15 protein-coding genes and 1 tRNA gene are annotated in these 20,436 nt (G+C 71.3%); 9 read left to right on the top strand and 7 right to left on the bottom strand.

The genetic code is table 11. The annotated features are described in order from the left end of the window. The first annotated feature begins 378 nt into the window (after window positions 1-378). The 3 genes from OG422_RS12290 (at window position 379) to OG422_RS12300 (ending at window position 2,934) form a co-directional block, all read left to right on the top strand. Window positions 379-451, top strand: a tRNA-Arg gene (locus tag OG422_RS12290). Between the two features lie 100 nt (window positions 452-551). Next, window positions 552-686: a hypothetical protein gene (locus OG422_RS12295; protein WP_405742699.1), complete on the top strand. Its 135-nt coding sequence runs from the start codon at window positions 552-554 to the stop codon at window positions 684-686. 430 nt (window positions 687-1,116) lie between these two features. Continuing rightward, entirely contained in the window at window positions 1,117-2,934 is a 1,818-nt protein-coding gene (locus OG422_RS12300; protein WP_405742701.1) for a glycoside hydrolase family 15 protein, read from the top strand. A gap of 40 nt (window positions 2,935-2,974) precedes the next feature. Here the strand turns inward: OG422_RS12300 and OG422_RS12305 are convergent, their stop codons facing one another. Next, entirely contained in the window at window positions 2,975-3,814 is an 840-nt protein-coding gene (locus OG422_RS12305; RefSeq protein WP_405742703.1) for an SDR family oxidoreductase, read from the bottom strand. Window positions 3,815-4,259: 445 nt separating this feature from the next. On the opposite strand from OG422_RS12305, the gene OG422_RS12310 reads away from it, so the two are divergent. From OG422_RS12310 to OG422_RS12320, 3 genes are read left to right on the top strand one after another with little or no spacing between them, the layout of a single operon-like run. Then, window positions 4,260-4,484: a ferredoxin gene (locus OG422_RS12310; RefSeq protein WP_405742705.1), complete on the top strand. Its 225-nt coding sequence runs from the start codon at window positions 4,260-4,262 to the stop codon at window positions 4,482-4,484. Further along, the gene (locus tag OG422_RS12315; RefSeq protein WP_405742707.1) at window positions 4,481-5,872 is read left to right on the top strand and encodes an NAD(P)/FAD-dependent oxidoreductase; all 1,392 of its coding nucleotides are present in this window, start codon (window positions 4,481-4,483) and stop codon (window positions 5,870-5,872) included. Before OG422_RS12310 ends, OG422_RS12315 begins: the two co-directional genes overlap by 4 nt. Window positions 5,873-5,885: 13 nt before the next feature. Continuing rightward, the gene (locus OG422_RS12320; RefSeq protein WP_405742709.1) at window positions 5,886-7,100 is read left to right on the top strand and encodes a cytochrome P450; all 1,215 of its coding nucleotides are present in this window, start codon (window positions 5,886-5,888) and stop codon (window positions 7,098-7,100) included. A gap of 21 nt (window positions 7,101-7,121) precedes the next feature. Here the strand turns inward: OG422_RS12320 and OG422_RS12325 are convergent, their stop codons facing one another. Both OG422_RS12325 and OG422_RS12330 read right to left on the bottom strand, forming a co-directional pair. Beyond that, on the bottom strand, window positions 7,122-7,799 hold the full coding sequence (locus tag OG422_RS12325; protein WP_143942457.1) for a GAP family protein: 678 nt from the start codon (window positions 7,797-7,799) through the stop codon (window positions 7,122-7,124). 943 nt (window positions 7,800-8,742) lie between these two features. After that, on the bottom strand, window positions 8,743-9,318 hold the full coding sequence (locus OG422_RS12330; RefSeq protein ID WP_185993948.1) for a TetR/AcrR family transcriptional regulator: 576 nt from the start codon (window positions 9,316-9,318) through the stop codon (window positions 8,743-8,745). A 177-nt stretch (window positions 9,319-9,495) separates the two neighbouring features. On the opposite strand from OG422_RS12330, the gene OG422_RS12335 reads away from it, so the two are divergent. Beyond that, complete coding sequence (locus OG422_RS12335) at window positions 9,496-10,230, top strand: CPBP family intramembrane glutamic endopeptidase (protein ID WP_405742712.1); 735 nt, start codon at window positions 9,496-9,498, stop codon at window positions 10,228-10,230. 135 nt (window positions 10,231-10,365) lie between these two features. Continuing rightward, window positions 10,366-12,426 carry a DNA helicase RecQ gene (gene recQ / locus OG422_RS12340; RefSeq protein WP_405742714.1) on the top strand — a complete coding sequence of 687 codons (2,061 nt, stop codon included), beginning with the start codon at window positions 10,366-10,368 and terminating at the stop codon, window positions 12,424-12,426. An 81-nt stretch (window positions 12,427-12,507) separates the two neighbouring features. On the opposite strand, the gene OG422_RS12345 is transcribed toward recQ, so the two are convergent. Both OG422_RS12345 and OG422_RS12350 read right to left on the bottom strand, forming a co-directional pair. Then, the gene (locus OG422_RS12345) at window positions 12,508-13,824 is read right to left on the bottom strand and encodes a sensor histidine kinase (protein ID WP_405747755.1); all 1,317 of its coding nucleotides are present in this window, start codon (window positions 13,822-13,824) and stop codon (window positions 12,508-12,510) included. 163 nt (window positions 13,825-13,987) lie between these two features. Further along, complete coding sequence (locus OG422_RS12350) at window positions 13,988-14,758, bottom strand: hypothetical protein (RefSeq protein WP_405742716.1); 771 nt, start codon at window positions 14,756-14,758, stop codon at window positions 13,988-13,990. Between the two features lie 385 nt (window positions 14,759-15,143). Between OG422_RS12350 and OG422_RS12355 the strand changes: the two genes are divergently transcribed. Then, window positions 15,144-15,455: a hypothetical protein gene (locus OG422_RS12355; protein WP_143944897.1), complete on the top strand. Its 312-nt coding sequence runs from the start codon at window positions 15,144-15,146 to the stop codon at window positions 15,453-15,455. Window positions 15,456-15,485: 30 nt separating this feature from the next. Here the strand turns inward: OG422_RS12355 and OG422_RS12360 are convergent, their stop codons facing one another. Both OG422_RS12360 and OG422_RS12365 read right to left on the bottom strand, forming a co-directional pair. Beyond that, window positions 15,486-17,006, bottom strand: coding sequence for a hypothetical protein (locus tag OG422_RS12360; protein WP_405742718.1), 1,521 nt, complete (start codon window positions 17,004-17,006; stop codon window positions 15,486-15,488). 491 nt (window positions 17,007-17,497) lie between these two features. Continuing rightward, a complete protein-coding gene (locus tag OG422_RS12365) occupies window positions 17,498-20,356 on the bottom strand; it encodes a D-alanyl-D-alanine carboxypeptidase (RefSeq protein WP_405742720.1) in 2,859 nt (952 codons plus the stop codon). Window positions 20,357-20,436: the final 80 nt, after the last annotated feature.

Below are 20,436 nucleotides of genomic sequence, written 5' to 3' on the forward strand. Positions count from 1 at the left end.
AGCAGTGGCGAGGTCAGGCGTACGGGCCGAACGGGGCAGGCACCGCCCGGCGGCCGCACCCGAACCATGGCGCGGCGGAAGTCCAGCGCCCGGCCGGTGCTCGCGGGAGAGGGCCGGGCAGTGGAAGGCGTCGTGTCGAGGTGGCGTTCGGCGTCCGGGGACGCAGGGGCCGGACGCCCGGCACAGCCGTCCGGCCCCGTGTGGACGGCACCGGGCACCACCCGTGAGCCGGGCCCGCACGCCGAGACCTCAACCGGCCCCGCACCCCCGCTCCCATCCGCTACCCTGTCCTGGGCTTCCCACCGTGGCGGCCCAGCCCTTGCCAGGACCGGCCGAGACCTCACCCCGAGCCCTCATCCAAGTCCGCCGCAAGGCCCCGCCTCCGTAGCTCAGGGGATAGAGCACCGCTCTCCTAAAGCGGGTGTCGCAGGTTCGAATCCTGCCGGGGGCACAGAGAAGCAGTAGGTCAGAGGCCCTGCCGCCCGTTGGGGCGGCAGGGCCTCCGGCTTCCGGTGGGCCGCCGCCTCGACTGGCAGTCGAAGACCCAGCTCGTGGACGGACGTCTTTTCGTCTACGACGACCGCGAGGTCCCCGAAGAGATCAGTCGAGTGGCGATGCGCAACGCCGCCGAGGCAGTGGATGCCCTCATGCGGCCGCACATGAACCAGACGCCGAGTAACGGCTGAGAGCGGCCCCCTGGCGCCAGATGCTGCCCCACCGGTCTGTCGGGCAGCTCCTGGCGGACCTCGGCACGGACTGGACAGCCATCACGGGCTGGACAGCCATCACGCTGCAACGCCCTCCAGGTCGGCCACCACGCCTGCGGCCTCGCGCGCCTTCTACCGTGTGTCGTTGCCGAATATCACGTGGCGTGCGTCGTGCGGGGTGCCGATCTGTCGCATCGCCGCGCGGTTCCCCTCGTCGGCCGATGTCCGGCGATCCTGGCTGTCGACGTCTCGGCTGGAAGCCCACCACGCATCGTGTCGGCGGCCGGCTCTTCGTCCGCACCCTCTTCGCCCCGTGCCGCATCCCGTGGCAGCCTCACCGCGCAGGGCGGACAGTGGAATCAGGGGATGCGGACAGTGGAATCAGGGGCACCAGGGAAGCGAGATGATCATGGACCGTTATCCTCCCATTGCCGACCACGGCCTCGTCGGCGACCTGCAGACCGCCGCCCTGGTGTCGTCCCAGGGGGTCGTCGACTGGTTCACGGCTCCCCGGTTCGACTCGCCCAGTGTCTTCGCCGCCCTGCTCGACCACGACCGCGGCGGCTACTTCCTGTTCGCGCCGGAAAGCCGGAACACCACCTGCAAGCAGCTCTACTACCCCGACACCGCGGTCCTGGTGACGCGGTTCATGTCACCGGACGGGGTCGGCGAGGTCTTCGACTGCATGCCACCGGATCGCACCGGCACCCCCACTGACAGGCATGTGCTGATACGCGGTGTGCGGGCGGTGCGCGGAACGGTGCACTTCACCTTGGAGTGCCGTCCGCGCTTCGACTACGGCCGGGCCACCCACCATCTCGACCTGCAGGACGGCACCGCCACGTTCCGGACAGCGAACGTCACCGCCTGGCTGCAAAGCACCTTCCCGCTGCAGCAGGACGGCACGGACCTGCGGGGTGGGGTGACCTTGAAGGCGGGCGAGGTGGCCGCGGCGGTGTTCACCGTCGGCGGACCCGACGGTGACCCACCGCCGCCGGTCACCCCGGACCGGGCGATGGAGCAGTTCTGGGACGTGGTGGAATTCTGGCAGCACTGGGTGCACTCCTCGCGGTACCGCGGCCGGTGGCCTGGTGTGGTGCACCGCTCGGCCATCACGCTCAAGCTGCTCACCTATGCGCCCACAGGTGCGCCCGTCGCAGCTGCCACCATGGGCCTGCCCGAGCAGATCGGGGGTGAACGCAACTGGGACTACCGCTACACCTGGGTCCGCGACGGCTCCCTGTCCGTGCGTGCCCTGCTCGACCTGGGGTTCGCCGAAGAAGCGGCGCAGTTCACACGCTGGATGGGTGACCGCCTCCAGGCCCGGGAGGGCATCGACGGCGAGCCGCTGCAAATCATGTACCGCGTCGACGGGGACCCCGACGTGCCGGAGGAGGTTCTCTCACACTTCGAGGGCTATCGGGGTTCGTATCCGGTGCGGCTGGGAAACGCCGCGTCCGATCAGCTGCAGCTGGACATCTACGGGGAGGCGCTCTACGCCTTGTCGGAGGGGCGTCAGGTCACCCTGGGAGGCAGCTATCACGGTTGGAAGAACGTCGCGCGCACGCTGGACTGGCTCGCCGATTCCTGGGATCGCCCCGACGAGGGCATCTGGGAGACCCGTGGCGGGCGCCAGGACTTCACGTTCAGCCGGGTGATGGCGTGGGTGGCCTTCGACCGGGGGCTGCGCCTGGCGAGAGAGTACAGCCGTCCCGCCGACGCTCCTCGGTGGACCTCGGCTCGCGACGCGATCCTCGAACAGGTGATGGAGCGGGGCTGGAACGAGAAGGAGCAGGCCCTCGTCCAGCACTACGGAAGCGATGTCCTCGACGCCTCGCTGCTGCTCATCCCGCGCGTCGGGTTTCTGGCTCCCATGACGGTGAGCTGGCTGTCGACCCTGGACGCGATGGAACGCACGCTGGTGTCGGACAGCCTCGTCTACCGCTACGACCCCGCGGCCTCCCCGGACGGTCTGCTGGGCTCCGAAGGCACCTTCAGCCTCTGCACCTTCCTCTATGTCGACGCTCTTGCCCGTGCCGGACGGATTCGTCCGGCACGCTATGCCTTCGAGAAGATGCAGACCTACGCCAACCACGTCGGCCTGTTCGCCGAGGAGATCGGCCCCAGTGGCGAGCAGTTGGGCAACTTCCCGCAGGCTTTCACGCATCTGTCGCTGATCATGGCCGCCACCACCCTGGACGACGCCCTCGACCAGCAGCGCGACTGAGCACCAGGGTCACGCCTGCCGCCCGAGGCCGGGCAGCGGCTCAGCCTCCGGTGGCGAAACCGGGGAAGAGGGTCATGCCGCCGTCCACGTAGAGAGTGGTGCCCACCACGTAGTCCATGAGGTCCGAGGCGAGCCCGACCACCGCGTGGGCGATGTCCTCGGGATCACCGACGCGCCCGTAAGGAATCAGCTTCAACAGGTCCTTCGCGGCATCGGGAGTGTCCCAGGCGCTGCGGTTGATGGGCGTCCGGATGGCTCCCGGAGCAACTGCGTTGACCCTGATCCTGTGGGACGCGAGCTCCTGGGCGAGCGTCGCCATCATCATCTGCACGCCGCCCTTGGAGGCCGCGTAGTTGACGTGACCGGCCCACGGGATGAGCTGGTGCACCGAGCTCATGCAAATGATCTTCCCGGCCGCGCGCGACACCTCGGGGACGACCCCCCTTCTCAAGAACTCCTTCGTCGCCTCCCGCGCGCACAGGAACTGGCCGGTGAGGTTGACGTCCAGCACCTTCTGCCACTGGGCCGTCGTCATCTCGGTGAACGGAGCGTCGCGCTGCAGCCCGGCGTTGGCCACGAGGATGTCGATGGTCCCGAACTCCTGCACCATCCGTTCGATCATCGCGACGACCTGGTCCTCCTGGGACACGTCTGCCTCGTACGCCATCGCGCGCACCCCGAACCCGGAGATCTCCTCGACCACCTGCTCGGCCGCCTCGCGGCCGGCGACATAGTTCACGACCACGTCGGCTCCGGCGCGCCCCAGGCCGATGGCCGTCGACTTGCCGATGCCCGAGTTCGCGCCGGTGACGAGTGCCTTCTGGCCTTTCAGCAGATGCGCGGGAATGACGCCCTGAGTGGCATTCTGAGTCACGCTCACGCCGGTTCTCCTCCTCAACTGGCGGCCCGGCGACCTCATACGGGTCTGTTCGGCCTCTGCCGACACCGAATCATCCGGGAGCCCGGTCCACACTCCGGGCGCGGGCAGAATGGGCCGATCGGCCGAACCCGACCAGGCCACGAGGACATGTGACTCCGGCACCGATCGGCAGGGCGGGGCGGCCCTTTCCCCGCATGCGGGGAAAGGGGTGCGCGGGATAGGCTTTTCAGGAGAAGGACAGGATCTCTGAGCGGTATCACCCGCCGGTCGCCTTACCCGCGATAATCCATTCTTTCTGCGGCGGCCCGACGAGCGCGGTGCGCCCCCTCCCAGTCCGCGGAGGTGGGCAACGGCCCCATCCCTTCTCTTTCGCCGCCTCACGCCGTGCGCGCCGGAGTGGCTCCGGTTGCCGGGCCCGCAGCCTGCAATCCCTGTGGAGGCCGGGATGAGAGTTGTCGTTGATCTTTCCCGATGCGAAGGATATGCGCAGTGCGCCTTCCTGGCTCCGGACGCGTTCCGGATGCACGGCGAGGAAGCGCTGATGTACGACCCTGGTGCCAGCAACGCCCGGCGCGATCAGGTGCTGCGCGCCGCAGCGGCCTGCCCGGTCCAGGCGATTCTGGTCGACCAGCTGGAACGGGACGCACCGGCGGAAGGGCCGTCGTCATGACCAGCGCCGAGAATCTGCAAGCATTCAAACGGGATGGCCGCATCGTGGTCGTCGGGGCGTCGCTGGCGGGACTGCGCGCCGCGGAGACGCTGCGCGACGAGGGTTTCACCGGTTCGTTGACCATGATCGGCGACGAGCTGGGCGAACCTTACGACCGGCCTCCCCTGTCCAAGCAGGTACTGACCGGGTGGGTGCCGGCCGAAAACACCAAGCTGCCGCGACGCCGTGAGATCGATGCGAAGTGGCTGCTGGGTGTGCCCGCCAGCGGGCTGGACCTGGCGACCAACCAGGTGCGTCTCGCCGACGGACGCACGGTCCCCTTCGACCGGGTGTTGATCTCCACCGGGGTTCGGGCCCGGCCTTGGTTCGTCGAGAGCGAGGCGGCCCTGGACGGGGTTTTCGTCGTGCGTACGCGCGAACACGCCGAGGGCCTGCAGCGGGCCCTCGCCGCCGGGCCCTCACGCGTACTGGTCATCGGTGCGGGATTCACCGGCTCCGAGATCGCCTCCATCTGCCGCGAACGGGACATCCCGGTGACCGTGGCCGAACTCGCGCCGGCCCCGCTGGTCGGGGCGCTCGGCGCCATGATCGGTGAGGTTGCGGCGGACATGCAGCGCGCACGCGGTGTGGACCTGCGCTGCGGCGTCAAGGTGACCCAGCTGGAGGGCGACGCGCAGGGGCGGTTGCGCCGCGCTCACTTCGACGACGGCACCACGATCGACGCCGACGTGGCGGTGGTGGCACTCGGAGGCATTCGCAACACCGAGTGGCTGCAGGGCTCAGGACTGGCGGCGGGGGTCTGGGGAATCGCCTGCGACACGGGCTGTCGCGCCCTCGACCTCAACGGCCTGGTCACCGACGACATCTTCGTCGCCGGAGACGTGGCCCGCTGTCCGAACCCGATCTACGAGTACCGGCTCATCTCGCTGGAGCACTGGGCCAACGCCGTGGAGCAGGCCGAGGTCGCGGCACACAACATGGTCAGCGGCCAGGCCGACCGCTGGCCCCACCTGTCCATCCCGGTGTTCTGGTCGATCCAGTTCGGGGTCAACATCAAGTCCGTCGGCGTGCCGACCTTCGCCGACGAGGTGGTCGTCACCCAGGGTTCGGTGCCCGACCACCGCTTCGTCGCCACATACGGCTATCGGGGCCGCGTCACCGCGGCAGTGAGTTTCAACAACGCGAAGTGGCTGGACCATTACCGGACACTCATCGAGACGGCCGCGCCCTTCCCGCCTCCCTGCCCCACGCCCGACCAGCCCGCCGACATGAAACCGACGCCCGTCGACTTCCCCGGCCCCGTCCTGCTCGCCCAGGGCGCCACTGTGGTCGTCACCGGCCACGACCCGAGCGAGCGACGCGTCACGGCCGCGCGCCAGCACCGGTAGGAGGGAAAGTGAGATGACCACGACCGAAACGCCCAGCATGCTGCGCCGGATCCTTGACTACTCCTCCCGGGCCGACCCGTACCCGCTGTACGCCGAGCTGCGCAAGACGCCGGTGGCCCGGCAGGAGGACGGCACCTACGTCATCAGCACCTATCGCGAGATCACGGACGTCCTGCACAACCCGCACCTGAGCTCGGACACCCGCAATCTCTCGCATCCGACGGCGGGCGCCGAGGAGCAGACCACACCGGCGTTCATCAACCTCGACCCGCCCGAGCACGACCGCCTGCGGCGTATGGCGATGCGCCATTTCGGCCCCCCGCACACCCCGGGTCTGGTGACCGGCATGGAACCCGCCCTGACCGACACCGTCAGCGGCCTGCTCGACGACTGCGCGGGCAAGGAGCGGATCGACATCGTCGACGACTTCGCCTACCCGTTCCCCGTCGCCGTGATCTGCCATCTGCTCGGCGTGCCACGCGAGGACGAACCACGGTTCCGCATCTGGGTGAACGACCTCATCAACTCGATCGACTACGACCCCAAGACCGATCCGAAGGAGAAGCTGGACAAGGGCGTGCAGGCCCGCAAGGACCTGCGGCAGTATCTCGGCGGGCTGCTGGAGCAACGCCATGGTGGGCAGGGTGGCGACCTGTTGTCCCGGCTGGCGAACGACGACGGGCCCGACGGACGGATGACCGACGAAGAGATCATCTCCACCGCCAACCTGCTGCTGATCGCCGGCCACGAGACCACCGTCAACCTCATCACCAACGGCATGCTGACGCTGCTGCGCCACCCGCAGGTGCTGCGGCGCCTGCGCGACGAACCGGACCTCGTCGTACCGCTGGTCGAGGAACTGCTGCGGTACGAGCCGCCCGTGCACATCATTCCCTGGCGGGCGGCGTACAGCGACATCACCGTCGCCGACACCGTGATCCCCAAGGGCTCGCAGATCATGCTGATGCTGGCCTCGGGCAGCCGCGATCCGAACCGCTTCCACGACCCCGACCGCTTCGACCCCGATCGGCGTGACAACCAGCACCTCGGGTTCGGCAGCGGCATCCACCTGTGCTTCGGCGGCCCGCTGGCCCGGCGGGAAACCGAGATCGCGCTGACCGAGCTGGTACGCCGCCTCGACCGGCCCGGTCTGGTCGCCGACCCGCCGCCGTATCGACGCAGTCCCGTTCTTCGCGGTCCGATCCACCTGTACGTCGAGCAGGGGTGACGCGACGGCCGGCGCACTTTCTCAGGCGGCGAGGATGCTGATGCCGTCGCCGAGGAGCTTGAGGCCGAGCACGAAGAGCAGGACGGCCATGACGGCGGCGCTGTGCCGCGCGGCCCGCTCTCGCCAGTCGCCGAGGATGCCTTTGGCGCGTTCGCCCATGCTCAGGTAGACGACGAGTGGTGCGAGCACTCCGAGGGAGGCGATGACCACGAAGATCGCGAGCGTCCCGATCTGCTGGGGTACCGGGAGCCCGGCAGAGCTGATCGAGGCGCCCGCGGCGATGGTCAGGGGCGCGTTCTTGAGGTTGGCCGCCGAGAGCAGCAGGCCCAGGCCGAGGATCTTGACGGGGGTGAATCGGTCGATCGCCGCCATCCACTTCGGGAGCTGCGCCTGGGAGGTGTCTTGGGGGCGGCGCCGCCATCGACGGGCGCCGAAGAGGGCAAGGAGTGCGCCCAGGGCGAGTTTGAGGGCTCCGACCCAGGTGGCCGGGTGCTTGTGGGTGGAGGCTCCGCCTGTGCCCCCGACGGCCAGCATGATCGCGCCGAGCGCTGCCAGCCCGAGAACCCAGCCGAGGACGAACAGCGGTCCGTTGAGGCGCCCTCGCGGGGTGGCCAGGATCAGGATGATCGCCACGATCGGGAGTGGGCTGACCGCGACACCGGCAGCCAGGCCCAGCACATCACCGACAGCGTGTCCCACCGCGGCCTCCGGGGAGAGAGACGGATGCTCCGGAGCTGACTGCCCACGTCGGCCGGCTCGCAGCGGCGTGCCCGGCCCTGGTGGGGACGCAGCCCTCTTCGCCATCGTGGGGATCTCCGGGCCCGTCAGCCATCGGGCGGTGGCGCACGGGTGATCCGGCCACCGGCCTCAGAGGCCCTGCGGAGCGATCCGTAGATCCCCGCCGGCCCGCACAGCAGCGATCCGGATGCACACGGGTGGCGGCCCAGAACGCAACCGTGGGGCGCCCGCCCACGTTAAGCCGTTGACCTGGGGGTTCTTCCCAGTGAGGCGTTCTGCTCGGCCTCGGCCTCTTCCGGGGCCGTTTGCCTGCGCGGATGGAGCGCCCTCCCCGAAAAATCCGCCCCGCGGCCGAGGACATCATCGGCTCCGCGCACCTCGGAGACGACTCCCGCACGGTCGGCCCGGGCACCGCCCGCTGACCCTCCGGGACGGGCAGCGCGTCCCGCACGTACCCCCGCAAAGAACGCCGGCGTGCGCATGCGTCACCGTCATACCGTGCTGACCGCAGTGGTGTTGGCCGCTCTTGTGGCGACCGCCGGATGCGGCACCCCCGCCGCATCCCGGACCACCGTGTCCGTTCCCCAGGCCGCGGGTGAGGCCGCGAGCGACCGCGCTCCCGGGGAGCGGTCGGACCAGCTTCCCGGCCTGGGGCCCCGGACCCTTGCCGACGTCCCGGACCGAACCCGGCAGGCGCTCGTCGTCACGGGTTCGGGCCGGAACTCCTCGAAGTCCAAGGCCGTTCTGTACGAACGGACGGGCGCCGGGTGGCAGCCCAAAGTCTCCTGGCCCGCGCGCAACGCGCTGCGCGGCTGGACCCCCAGCCGGAAGGCGGCCCCGGACCGATCCTGGTCCGGGGCCTTCGCGCTGATGCCACTCGGCCTCAGTTGCCCGCCGGGCGGAGCTACGCGATCACGCGCTCGGCGAACCACCGGAGGGCTTCCCGGGCCGCCTGGAGGTCGAAGGGCTCGGGGCCGATCAGGAGGTTCAGGTGGATCCCGTCGATCAGGGCGAGCGCGCGGGTGGCGTGGGTGTCGACCTCGTCGGGGACCACATGACCCTGGTCGGCGAGGGTGCCGAGCCACCGTTGGAGCACCTGCGCGGACGAGCGGTGTCCGCTTTCCAGCAACTCCCTTACCGCGGGGAGGGGTTCCGGTCCCAGGGCGAGCCGGTACAGCTCGAACCAGCCGTCCAGCGCCGCCTCCTGCTGCTCGGACGAGGGCAGGAACTGCAGCAGGCACTCGTGCAGTCGCCGGACCGGGTCGCGGGTGTCGTCCGCGATGGCCAGATCGTCGAGAGAGCCGCTGACGCACGCGACCGCGACGGCTTGACGCAGCTCGGCCTGGGACGGGAAGTAGTGGCGGAGCGTCGTCGGCCCGATGCCCGCCGCGTTCGCGACCGCCCGCACGCTCAGCGCGCCGATGCCCTCGGCCTTCGCCAGCCGTAGCGCCGCCTCGATGATCTCGTCCCGTCTCGCCATGGAGGCATCGTAGTACGCCGTACCAGGCACAGCGTACTGGTACGGTGTGCCGGTACAGCGTACTAACGGGGGTTCGGCCGTGCGTCGCCGCTGGTGAGCGGCGGGCACCACCCTCGCGCACCCGCACCTCCCACGGGCCATCGCCCGGCCACCGCCCGACCACGAACGGGAAGAATCATGTGGAACGATCACGTAAGCCCTGTCCCCGCCGCACCTCCCGTCGCGCCCCCGGAGCACACCGGGAAGCGGCCCGGCTGGCCCGAGATCGCTGTCGCGGCGGTCGCGTACGTCGTGCTGGTCGTCGCGGGGATCGCCCTGATCGTGTCGATCCCGGACGAGCACGCGGTCGCCCGCGGGATCGTGAGCTACGTGGTGTCCGCGCTGGCCGGACTCGGTGCGTTCGGGATGGCGTTCGTCGTCCGCCTCCGGGACCCGGGGGCGTTCGGACTGCGGCGGGTGTCCGGGAAGTGGCTCCTGGTCGGGGCCGGACTCGGGCTCGGCGCGTTCGTGCTGAACATCGCGGTGTCGGCCGTCTACGCCCGCCTCTCCGGCGACACCGGCAACCCCCAGGGGGACTACCGCGCGGCCGCCGGCGGGGGCGCGTTCGCGTTCGTCCTCACGCTCCTCTGCGGCGCGGTCGCCACCCCGCTCGGGGAGGAACTGGCCTTCCGCGGCGTCCTGGCCGGCGCCCTGGGGCGCTACGGCTCCTGGGTGAGCGTGCTCGGCAGTTCCGCGGTGTTCGCCCTCGCGCACGGCCTGAACGTCATCCTGCCCATCGCCTTCGTGGTGGGCACCGCCAGCTCACTCCTGCTGCGCAAAACCGGGTCGGTCTGGCCCGGCGTGTGCGTCCACGCCGCCAACAACGGGCTGAGCGTGATCCTGCCCGCGCTCGCGGCGCTCGCCGCCCGCTGACACCAGGGAGAGGGGGACGCTTCCGCGCCCGGCCCGCCTGTCCTGTCTCGCGGAGCGGCGGGTCCGCCGCAGTGCTCGGAGTGGAGTTGTCCACAGGCTCGACGGGGTCGGGCGGATTGCTCGTACGCTTCAGGCATGGGTGAGGTGGACGTGGCAGGAAGCGCAGGCAGCGATATGGCGGGCGGGTCGGAGACGAGCGAAGCGGTGCAGGTGCTGCGCCGGGTGTTCGGTTACGACGCGTTCCGCGGGAGTCAGCAGGAGGTCATCGAGCATGTGATCGGCGGCGGGGACGCCGTCGTGCTGATGCCGACGGGTGGCGGCAAATCGCTGTGCTACCAGATTCCGTCGCTGGTGCGGCCGGGTGTCGGCATCGTGATCTCACCGCTGATCGCGTTGATGCAGGACCAGGTCGACGCGTTGCGCGCGCTGGGCGTACGGGCCGGGTTCCTCAATTCCACGCAGGACGTCGAGGAGCGGCGGCTGGTGGAGGCGGAGTTCCTGGCCGGGGAGCTGGATCTGCTGTATCTCGCGCCCGAGCGGCTGCGCGTCGAGCAGACGCTGAGCCTGCTGGACCGCGGCAAGATCTCCCTCTTCGCGATCGACGAAGCACACTGCGTCGCCCAGTGGGGCCACGATTTCCGGCCCGACTACCTGGCACTGTCGATGCTGCACGAGCGGTGGCCGGAGGTCCCGCGGATCGCACTGACCGCGACGGCCACCGGGGCGACGCACACCGAGATCACCTCCCGGTTGTCGATGGGCGGCGCCCGGCATTTCGTGGCGAGCTTCGACCGGCCCAACATCCAGTACCGCATCGCGCCGAAGAACGAGCCGAAGCGCCAGCTGCTGGAGCTGCTGCGGACCGAGCACGCCGGGGACGCCGGAATCGTCTACTGCCTCTCCCGTGCCTCGGTGGAGAAGACCGCGCAGTTCCTGGTGGAGAACGGCATCGCCGCGGTGCCGTACCACGCGGGGCTGGACTCCCGGATTCGCGCCGCGCACCAGTCACGGTTCCTGCGGGAGGACGGCCTGGTCGTCGTCGCCACCATCGCGTTCGGCATGGGCATCGACAAGCCGGACGTACGGTTCGTGGCCCATCTGGACCTGCCGAAGTCCGTGGAGGGCTACTACCAGGAGACGGGCCGTGCCGGTCGCGACGGCCAGGCGTCGACGGCGTGGCTGGCGTACGGGCTGCAGGACGTGGTGCAGCAGCGGAAGATGATCGACGGTTCGGAGGGTGACGACGCGCACCGGCGGCGGTTGTCGGCACATCTGGACGCGATGCTCGCCCTGTGCGAGACGGTGCAGTGCCGCCGGGTACGGCTGCTGGCCTACTTCGGCCAGGAGAGCGCGGCGTGCGGCAACTGCGACACCTGCCTCACGCCGCCGCAGACCTGGGACGGCACCGTACCGGCGCAGAAGCTGCTGTCGACGATCGTGCGGCTGAAGCGGGAGCGGGGGCAGAAGTTCGGCGCGGGCCAGATCATCGACATCCTGCTGGGCCGTAAGACCGCGAAGGTCGTCCAGTTCGACCACGACGCGCTGAGCGTCTTCGGCATCGGCGCCGATCTGCGCGACGTCGAATGGCGGGGCGTGGTACGGCAGTTGCTGGCGCAGGGGCTGCTGGCTGTCGAGGGGGATTACGGCACGCTGGTGCTGACCGGGACGAGCGGCGAGGTGCTGCGCGGCAACCGCGAGGTGCCGATGCGGCGGGAGCCGGAGAAGGCGGCGCGGGCGGCGAAGGCGAAGTCGTCGAAGGGGAAGCGGGCTCCGGTCGATCTTCCGGAGGCGGCACTTCCGGCCTTCGAGGCGCTGCGTGCCTGGCGCGGCAGCACCGCGAAGGAACAAGGCGTCCCGGCGTATGTGATCTTCCACGACGCGACGCTGCGGGAGATCGCCGTCGCCCGCCCGGCCGGTACGGCCGAACTGGGCACGATCAACGGCGTGGGCGAGAACAAGCTGGCGAAGTACGGCGCGCAGATCCTGGAGGTGCTCGCGGGCGGTGACGGGGCGGGCAGCGCAGCAGCTGCTGCAGCCGGTCAGCCCGTCGACGCCGCGCCGTCACAGGCCGCACCCGAGGCCCGGCGCGCGGGCGGTCCGAGCCACTCCGGCGGACCGGCGAGCGCCGCGGACCTGCCCGAGCCGCCGCCGGAGGACTGGGACGCGCCGGAGCCGCCGGAGGACATCGACTGGTGACGGCCAGGCGGCTGGGTGACGCCTGAGGCTCGGGACGGCCCGACACGCGGGCGACCTTTACACAACAGAGGAAACCGCAGGTCAGGAGATGTGATCGTGTACGAGGGAAGGCGGGGAAAGGTGCAGGATCGCGCGGGCGCCACCGTCGGGCGCGTCGGAGAAGCGGATGTCGATGCCGAGGACCGCGGCCTGGCCGACGGCGATGGTCAGGCCCAGGCCGTGACCGCGGCCCCGGCCCGGCGCATCGGTGCGGAAGCGCCGCGGACCGTGGCGCAGCAGATCGTCGGGGTAGCCCGGGCCGTGATCGCGTACCTCGATCGTCGGCGCGGCACCCGGCACGCCTCCCGGGGCCGCGTCGACGGTGACCACGACGGGCGGGCGGCCGTGGCGGTGCGCGTTGAGGACAAGGTTGGTGAGGATGCGGTCCAGGCGCCGCCGGTCCGTCTCGACGACGCCGGAGGACACGATCCGGACCTCCGTGTCGAGACCGGTGGCGTGCACACAGCGTTCGACGAGCGTGCCCAGATCGTAGGAGTCGAGGTCGGCGTGTTCGGCGCCGGAGTCGAGGCGGGAGATCTCCAGCAGATCCTCGGTGAGCCGGTGCAGAGCCTGCAGCCGGTCGTTGATCATCTCCTTGGGGCGGCCCTCCGGGAGCAGAGCGGCCGAGGCCAGGATGCCCGTCAGCGGGGTACGCAGCTCGTGTGCGACATCGGCGGTGAAGCGCTGCTCGGCCTGGAGTCGGCTCTGCAGCGAACCGGCCACGGAATCCAGCGCCGCGGCGACCGCCGCCACCTCGTCGCCACCGGACGCACCTCCCCCGGCGAACGCGTCTCCCCCGCCGGGCCCGCCGCCCGGTGCCGCGCCGACCCGGGCGTCCAGATCACCCGCGGTGATCCGGCGGGCGACCGCCGCCGTCCTGGTCAGCCGGCGGCTGATCCGGTGCGCGAGGAACAGCCCGGCGAGCGCCACCGCCGTCGCGGCCAGCACCGCCGACCCGAGGATGGCCGTATCGAACTTCTCCAGGGACCGGCTGGTGTTCCCGTACGGCGACCACACGGCCATGACCTGATCACCCGCGGGCGCCGCCGCCCACATGACGGGACGCCCTCGATAGGTACCAACCATGCTGCCCTGCTGGCCACTACGCACCAACTCACGTAGTGGGGCGGGTAGTTGTGGTGGATCCAGGACGGAGTTGATGCCCTCGCGGGAGGTGCCGTACTCGAAGAGGTCCAGGGCGATATCGAGATCCGCGCGTGTCTCCTTGCGCACCTGGCCGACGGTCTGATGGGCCACCGCGTTGTGCACCAGTACGCCGAGGACCGCGGCGACGGCGCAGCACACGGCGGTCACCGTCAACGCGATCTTCCAACGCAGGGAGACCGCCGCGCGGCGCACGGCACGACGGGCCAGTGCGGTGAGTCGGCCGGGCACGCCCCGTGCGGTGGCACGGCGGAGGGGTGAGGGGTGGGGAGGGGTGGAGGGGGAGGGGGAGGGGGGAGGCCCCCCAGAAGGTGCACGCCGCCACCCGGGCCGCCTCATCGCCGCCCCCCACGCGGGCTCATCGCCGCTCGCCGTTCGGGGCGTGCGCGGCGGCAGTCGGAGCGGCGACGGACAGCCCAGCATCAGGCGAAGCGCCGACAACTGAAGCCCCAGCAAGTGAAGCTCCGGTAGGTGAAGCTCCAGCAGGCGGCGCAGGCGGAACCGGGCCGGGCGTGCCGCTGCGGGCGGGTTGGGGTTTGTGGGCGTCGTCGAGGGTGAGATCCCAGAGGGTCATCCGGTCCTTGTCCCACAGGTAATCGGTGACGCTGACGTAGCGCGGGTCCTTGGTGGGTTCGCGTACAACGAGGTGACCCGCAGCCAGTTCGACGCCGGCCAGTACGCCGCGCAGGGCCAGTACGCGGGTGACGATCTGGTGCCGGACGCTGTAGACGCGCAGGTCGCTGGTGCGGTCGTCGAGGTCCACGGCCATGATCAGTTCGGGTTTGCCGTCGTCGGTGAGGTCGTGGAGCACCGGGCGGCGCACGGAGCCCGGCGCCGGTGGTTTCTGCCCGTCGGCGGCCAGGTCCGCGTCGAGCACGGCGCGCGGGTCGGCGTCGGCCATGCTGCCGCTCGGGAGGTGCGGGGTGTGCGGTACGGGTTTGAGCGCGACAGGGTTGTCGCTCCTGCTCGGCGGGGCGGGCGAGTGGTCGGTCCACAGCGCGAACGGCGCCTTCACCTCCCGGGCCCGCCCGTCGCTCTGCAACCCCTCGAACCCCTCGAACCCCGCGCACCCCGCCACGAGGGCGAGCGGGAGCAGCGCGACGAGCGGCGCCAGGGCCCATGGACGCATCCGGTCACCGCCCTCCCTGGCCGACGGGCACCGCCGGGCGGGAGCGCGGGCCCCTCGGCTCCGGCATGACCGTGCGCGCGAATCCATACATACATCGCCAAGTTACCCAAGGTGGCGAGCGGCGGAAGGTTCAGGTGGGCCATTCCGTGACGGGACCGTACGCAGAGATCGCGGTGACTGTTACACGACGTACGGTTTCCCGTGAAACAAGCTCCGTAGCGTAGGGGCGCGGAATCGGTCCGGGGGTCGGCTCCGGAGGCGGTCGCGTGCGCGGTCGAGATCCGCGTCCGGGGTCGGTCTCGGGGGCGATGGTGAGAGCGCGCGGGCCGGTTGAACCGCCCGCCCCGACCGCGTCCGTCCGATCCGTCCTGACGAGGAGTGCCCGATGTCCGACCAGCGTCGCTCTGTGATCCGCACCGTTGCCGTCGCGTCCGGTGCGCTCGTCGCGCTACTGCTGCCCGCCGGTGCAGCCGTCGCCGCCGATACGACCGGGCCGGTGGCCGGCGACCGTACGGCGATCATGCTGCCGGACAACGGTCTGGCCGGGCTGGCGGAGAAGGTGGGCCATCTGCCGACGGCGCTCCTCGTCGCCGGGGTGGGCGCGCTGGCGGCGTTCGGCATGGTGGGCCTGGCGATGCGCCGGCGCCGCCAGGGCTCCGCGCTGGGCGGCGCCACGGCGAACCACCGCGAGGCGTGACGGGCTGACGGACCGCCCGCCCCCAAGCGCCTACCGCCCCCTCCTCCCGCCGCATCCCACCTCGGCCCGCGCATAAAGCGCCACCCGCCCACCATGGACCGCCCGGCTCCGGCACAGGACGAACGCCTCGCGGAGCGTGGTGCGTTTGGCGATTTCCTGGTCGTTGGGGTCGTCCGGCCGGTCGGGGCCGTCGCCCACGACCACGAGGCGGCCGGTGGGGGTGGTGAGCATGCGGTCGCGGACGGTGTCGCCGGAGCGTTCGGTGCCGTAGAGGGTGTGGGAGGCGACCGGGTCGCGGCGCAGGGCCAGATCGTGCAGGTCACGGTAGGCGTCGGGGTGGGCAGCGACCCAGACGCGGCGGCGGGCCGGGGTGAAGAGCAGGCCGTCGCCGGGCCCGGCGAGTGCGCGTACGGCGTGGGCGACGGCCGTACCGTCGTCGACCCGGCTGACGGGCATCCGCAGCCGGATGTCCACGGGCAGCAGCGCCGCGACGGCCAGGGCCAGCGCGAGGGCGCGCCGCCGTAGCCGGGTGCCGGTCTGGCCGTCCTCCCCCGCCGGGCGCAGCAGCCGGGCCAGCGCGGCACCGGCCAGCAGCGCGAAGCCCGCCATGTAGGAGAGGACGTAGCGGTCGACGTAGGCCGGTTCGGCATGGGAGAGCAGGAAGAGGAGGAGAGTGGGGAGCAGGAGCAGGGGGAGGCCGAGGGCGCGCAGGCCGAGGGGACCGCGGGAGCGGATGCGGGCGCGGGAGCAGGCGATACCGGTGGCGGCGAGGATCGCGAAGGTGAGCAGTTGCAGCGGGTCGGGCCACATCAGCCAGCTGAGCTGGTCGGACTGGCGGGTGCTGTAGAGGGCGAGCGGGGCGAGTCCGGTGAGGACGCCGGTGACGGTGAGGGCCCAGGTGCGCAGGGTGCGGCGCGGCAGTCGGCCGAGGACGAGCGCGGCGCCGTGCACCGGCAGCACCAGGGCGGCGAACTCGTGCAGCAGACACGCCGTCAGCATCAGGGCCGCGTAACCGGCCCACAGGGCGCGGCGCGAGCGGCCGGGCGCCTGCCGGGTGTGGACCGCGATCCGTACGAGCAGATAGCAGGCCCAGACGACCAGGGCGCAGACCAGCGCGTATGAGCGGCCTTCCTGGGCGTACTGCTGCACGGGCGGGAGCAGCACGAACGCGATACCGGCCCAGCGGCCGGTGCGGCGTCCGACGAGGAGGTTCCCGAGGAGCGCGACACCGGCGGCGGCCACGGTCATGGCGGTGAGGGACGGCAGGCGCAGGGCGACGACGTCCTCGCCGAGGGTCCGGCCGACGGCACCGCCGAACGCCGGGCCGAGGAGCCCGCCGGGCCCGAGGACCGCTTCGTAGGCGGTGAACCAGAGGTGCATCAGCGCGTAGTAGAGGCCGTGCACCACGTCGACGTGGCGGAGGGTGGCCCAGAGCGCGGCGGGTGCGCGGTGCGCCATGTCGTACGTGACGATCTCGTCGCGCCACATGGCGCCGTCGCGGCGCAGCCCCCAGGCGCCGAGCGCGCACATCAGCACGGCGGGTACCGGCACCACCGTGTCCCGCAGCCGCCGGGCGGGCGGCGCGAGGGGCGCGGGGGCCTCCGCCGGGGTTTCGGGGGCCGGTTCGGTTCGGGTGGCGTCGATGGCGGGCTCCGGTCGCGTTCTGGGCGGGCGGTCCGGCGGGGGCGCGGTGGCTCGTGCGCATCGGAGGGGTGCTCACCCGGGGAGGGGCGGTTTCATGCTCGCCCCTGGGGAGAGCCCGGAACCTCACCCCTTACGGGCCGGGCCGCCGCTCCCCCGGACGGCGGTCGGCTTCGCTCGCCCGGCGGGCTGCTCCTACGGGGTCGGCCGTGCTTCCCGTACGGGTCCGGGCGTACGGCCTCCGGGGCGAGCCCGGGGCGCGTCCCTTACGGGACCGAGGTTGTGCCCCGTAAGGGACCTGTTCGGGACCTGTTCCGGGACGCAGACGGCCCCGTACGGGATGAGGGCCGGCTCCCCGTACGGGACGAGGGCGGGCGTGCTCACCCCGTACGGGGCCGGGCTCAGCCGAGGCGGGTCAGCTTGGCACCGAAGGTGGGCTCGGTCAGGTCCTCGGCGAGGGCGACGGGCACCTGCTGGGTGCTGTCGCCGCTGCCGACGGTCAGCACGCCGACCTCCGTCCCGGCCTTGGCGGTGTGCGGGACGGTCTTGCCGCCGCTGCCGATCGAGAAGGCGGCCTTCAGACCGGGCCAACCCACCGCGGTGAGGTCCTTGGTGGCGACGACGGGCGTCTCACCGCCGAGACCGTCGTCGACGTAGCCGACGACCTGCCCCTTCTTGACGACGGTGTCGGCGACCAGCGCCTCCCGGGCCGCCGTGATCACCTTCGCGCTGTTGTCGAGCGCCAGCATGAGGTGGGCGTTGGGGTCGGAGCTGCTGGTGCGCTGGTCCATCGTGACGCCGAGCAGCAGCTGGTCCTTGCCGCCGACGGTCCGGTATGCGGCCCACATGAAGGCGCCGCCCGCGGGCGTGCTGGAGCCCGTCTTGATGCCGCGTACGACGTACGGCATCGTCGTGAGCAGGCTGTTGTTGTTGAACAGCCGCTCGGGCAGCCCGTCGATCTGGACGTTCTCGGTGGCGACGACGGCGCGGAACGCACCGTTCTTCATCACCTCACGGGCGAGCTTGAGCTGGTCGACGGCGGTACTGACCGTCGTCTTCGCCAGGCCGCTGGGGTCGGTGTACGTCGTGTTCGTCATGCCGAGCTTGTCGGCGGCGGCGTTCATCTTCTTCACGAACGCCTCCTCGCTCCCGGCGTCCCAACGGGCCAGCTGACGGGCGGCGTTGTTGCCGGAGGGGATCATCAGCATCTGGAGCATCTGCGTCTGGTTGAACTTCTGCCCCTCCTGCAGCGGCACCCGCGACTCGTCCTTGTTCTTCGAGTCGGCCGCCGCCTTGGCGTCGATGGTGAGGGTCGCGCCCTTCTCGCCCTTCTTCAGCGGGTGGTCGCGCAGGATGACGTAGGCCGTCATGACCTTGGCGACGCTCGCCGTCGGCACCGGCTTCTGCGGCCCCGACGTGCCGAGGCTGCCGACGCCGACGACCTCCGCCGCGGACTGCCCCTGGCCGGGCCACGGCATGGAGAGCTTGCCGCCCTTGAAGGTGAACGCGGTCGACTCGCCGACGACCGGCGTCGGCTCCGGCAGCGTGCGCAGCGACTGGACGACCACGAAGACGATCGCCAGCAGGATGACCAGCGGCGTCCAGATCTTGAACCGCCGGGCGACGGTACGGAGCGTGGTCTCGGGCGGCGGCGGGGTGTTGGTGAGCTGCGCGAGCAGGTCGAGGGGCGGCAGCGGCTCCTGCCGGGTCCGCTCACTCGCGGGCAGCGCCGCCGGCTGCGGCCCGGCGGTGGCACCGGCGGACGGCTTACCGGGCTTGGCGGACTTGTCGGCTGCGGGCATCTCCGCGCCGGACTTCTCCGCTGCGGGCTTCTCCGTTCCGGACTCGCCGGACGCCGAGCGGCTCGCCGCGGCGGCCGCACCGGCACCCGCCGTCGCGCTGTCGTCCTTCTCGCCCGGCTTGGCGGCCGTCTTGCCGATGGACCGCCCGGCGGCACCGGTGTCGTCCGATTTCAGTGCGACGAACTGGCTGGTGCGCTCGGCTTCCCGCTCGGGCCCCTTGGCCTTGGCTGCGCCCTTGCCCGCGCCCTTGACCTCGCCCTTGGGGGCCTTTGCGTCCTTGTCGGCCGAGCCCTTGGCGTCGGCCTTGTTCGCAGCCTTGGGCTGGGCCTTGTCCGCAGACTCGCCCTCGCCCCTGGCCTCGCCCTTCTCGGACTCCTTGCTCTTACCGTCGGCTCCGGTCGCCGCCTTCGGCTCCGCCTCGGACTCCTCCTTGCCCTCGGGCTTCGCCTTCTCCTCCGGCTTCTTCTTGCCCTTGGGCTTTGCGATGGTGAAGGCGCGGGTGGCGTCGTCGACGGGCTCCTCGTCCGCACCGGACTTCTTGCCCTTGGTCGTGAAAACGGCCGTCGGCCGGTCCACGTCGTCATCCTCGTCCGACGTCTCGCCGCCGTCCGCTACGGACACGTCGTCACCCTTGGAGGCCGCGGCGTCACCCTTGCCACTCGCGTCCTCAGCGTCGGACGCCTTACGCCCCACAGCCTTGGCTTCCTCGACCTTCGGGCGCGCTCCGCCGTCCTTGCTCTTGGCGGCGCCACCCTCGGCCTTCGCTTCATCGGCGGAATCGGCGCCGTCCGCACCCTCGCCACCGGCGTCGGCGTCGGCGTCGGCGTCGGCAGCCTCGTCGCGCTCCGCCCCGGCGTCACCGGCCTCGGACCGCGTACCGGACTCGGCCCCGGCGTCCGCACCGGACATCGCGGCCTCCTCGGCGACGGAGCCCTTCGCTCCACCCGCCGCGGCGCCTATGGCCTTTGCAGCGGTCTTTGCGCCCCCACCGTCGGCAGCGTCGTCCGCGCCGCCGGTGTCCGCGTCCGCACCGTCGGAGTCGTCATCGCCATCGGCGGGATCAGCGCCATCGGAGGCATCGGCGCTCTCCGCACCGTCGCCCTCACCCGCGACCCAGGCGGCAACAGCGGCCCGCAGCCGGTCTTTGCCCGGCCCGTCGCCGCCATCGGCAGCCTCATCCGTCTCGGCGGAATCGGTGGACTTGGCCGCCCCAGAGGCCCCATCGGCCTCGGAAGCCTCAGAAGCCCCGTCCGTCGCCGCCTCCGGCTTCTTCGGCGCTGCAGCGCCCCCGGACTCCTCGGCAGCCTCAGGGGCCCCGCGTTCGGCGTTCTCGGCCTCCGTGGCCTTATCCGTCTCCGCCGGCTCCCCCCGGAGGACGGCGAGGCGCGGGTCGTTCGCGCCCCGCGCCTTCCCCGACGCCTGCTTCTTGCCCGACTTGTCGGGGGACTCGCCCGCCACCGATGTCTCCTTCGTATGTCGCACTGTCTGACCCAGTGTTCCCAAGTGTCCTGTGTCCGCGTGGCGCGCATCCGCCGCCC

Source organism: Streptomyces sp. NBC_01525, from assembly GCF_045040405.1.
Classification (GTDB): Bacteria; Actinomycetota; Actinomycetes; order Streptomycetales; family Streptomycetaceae; genus Streptomyces; species Streptomyces benahoarensis.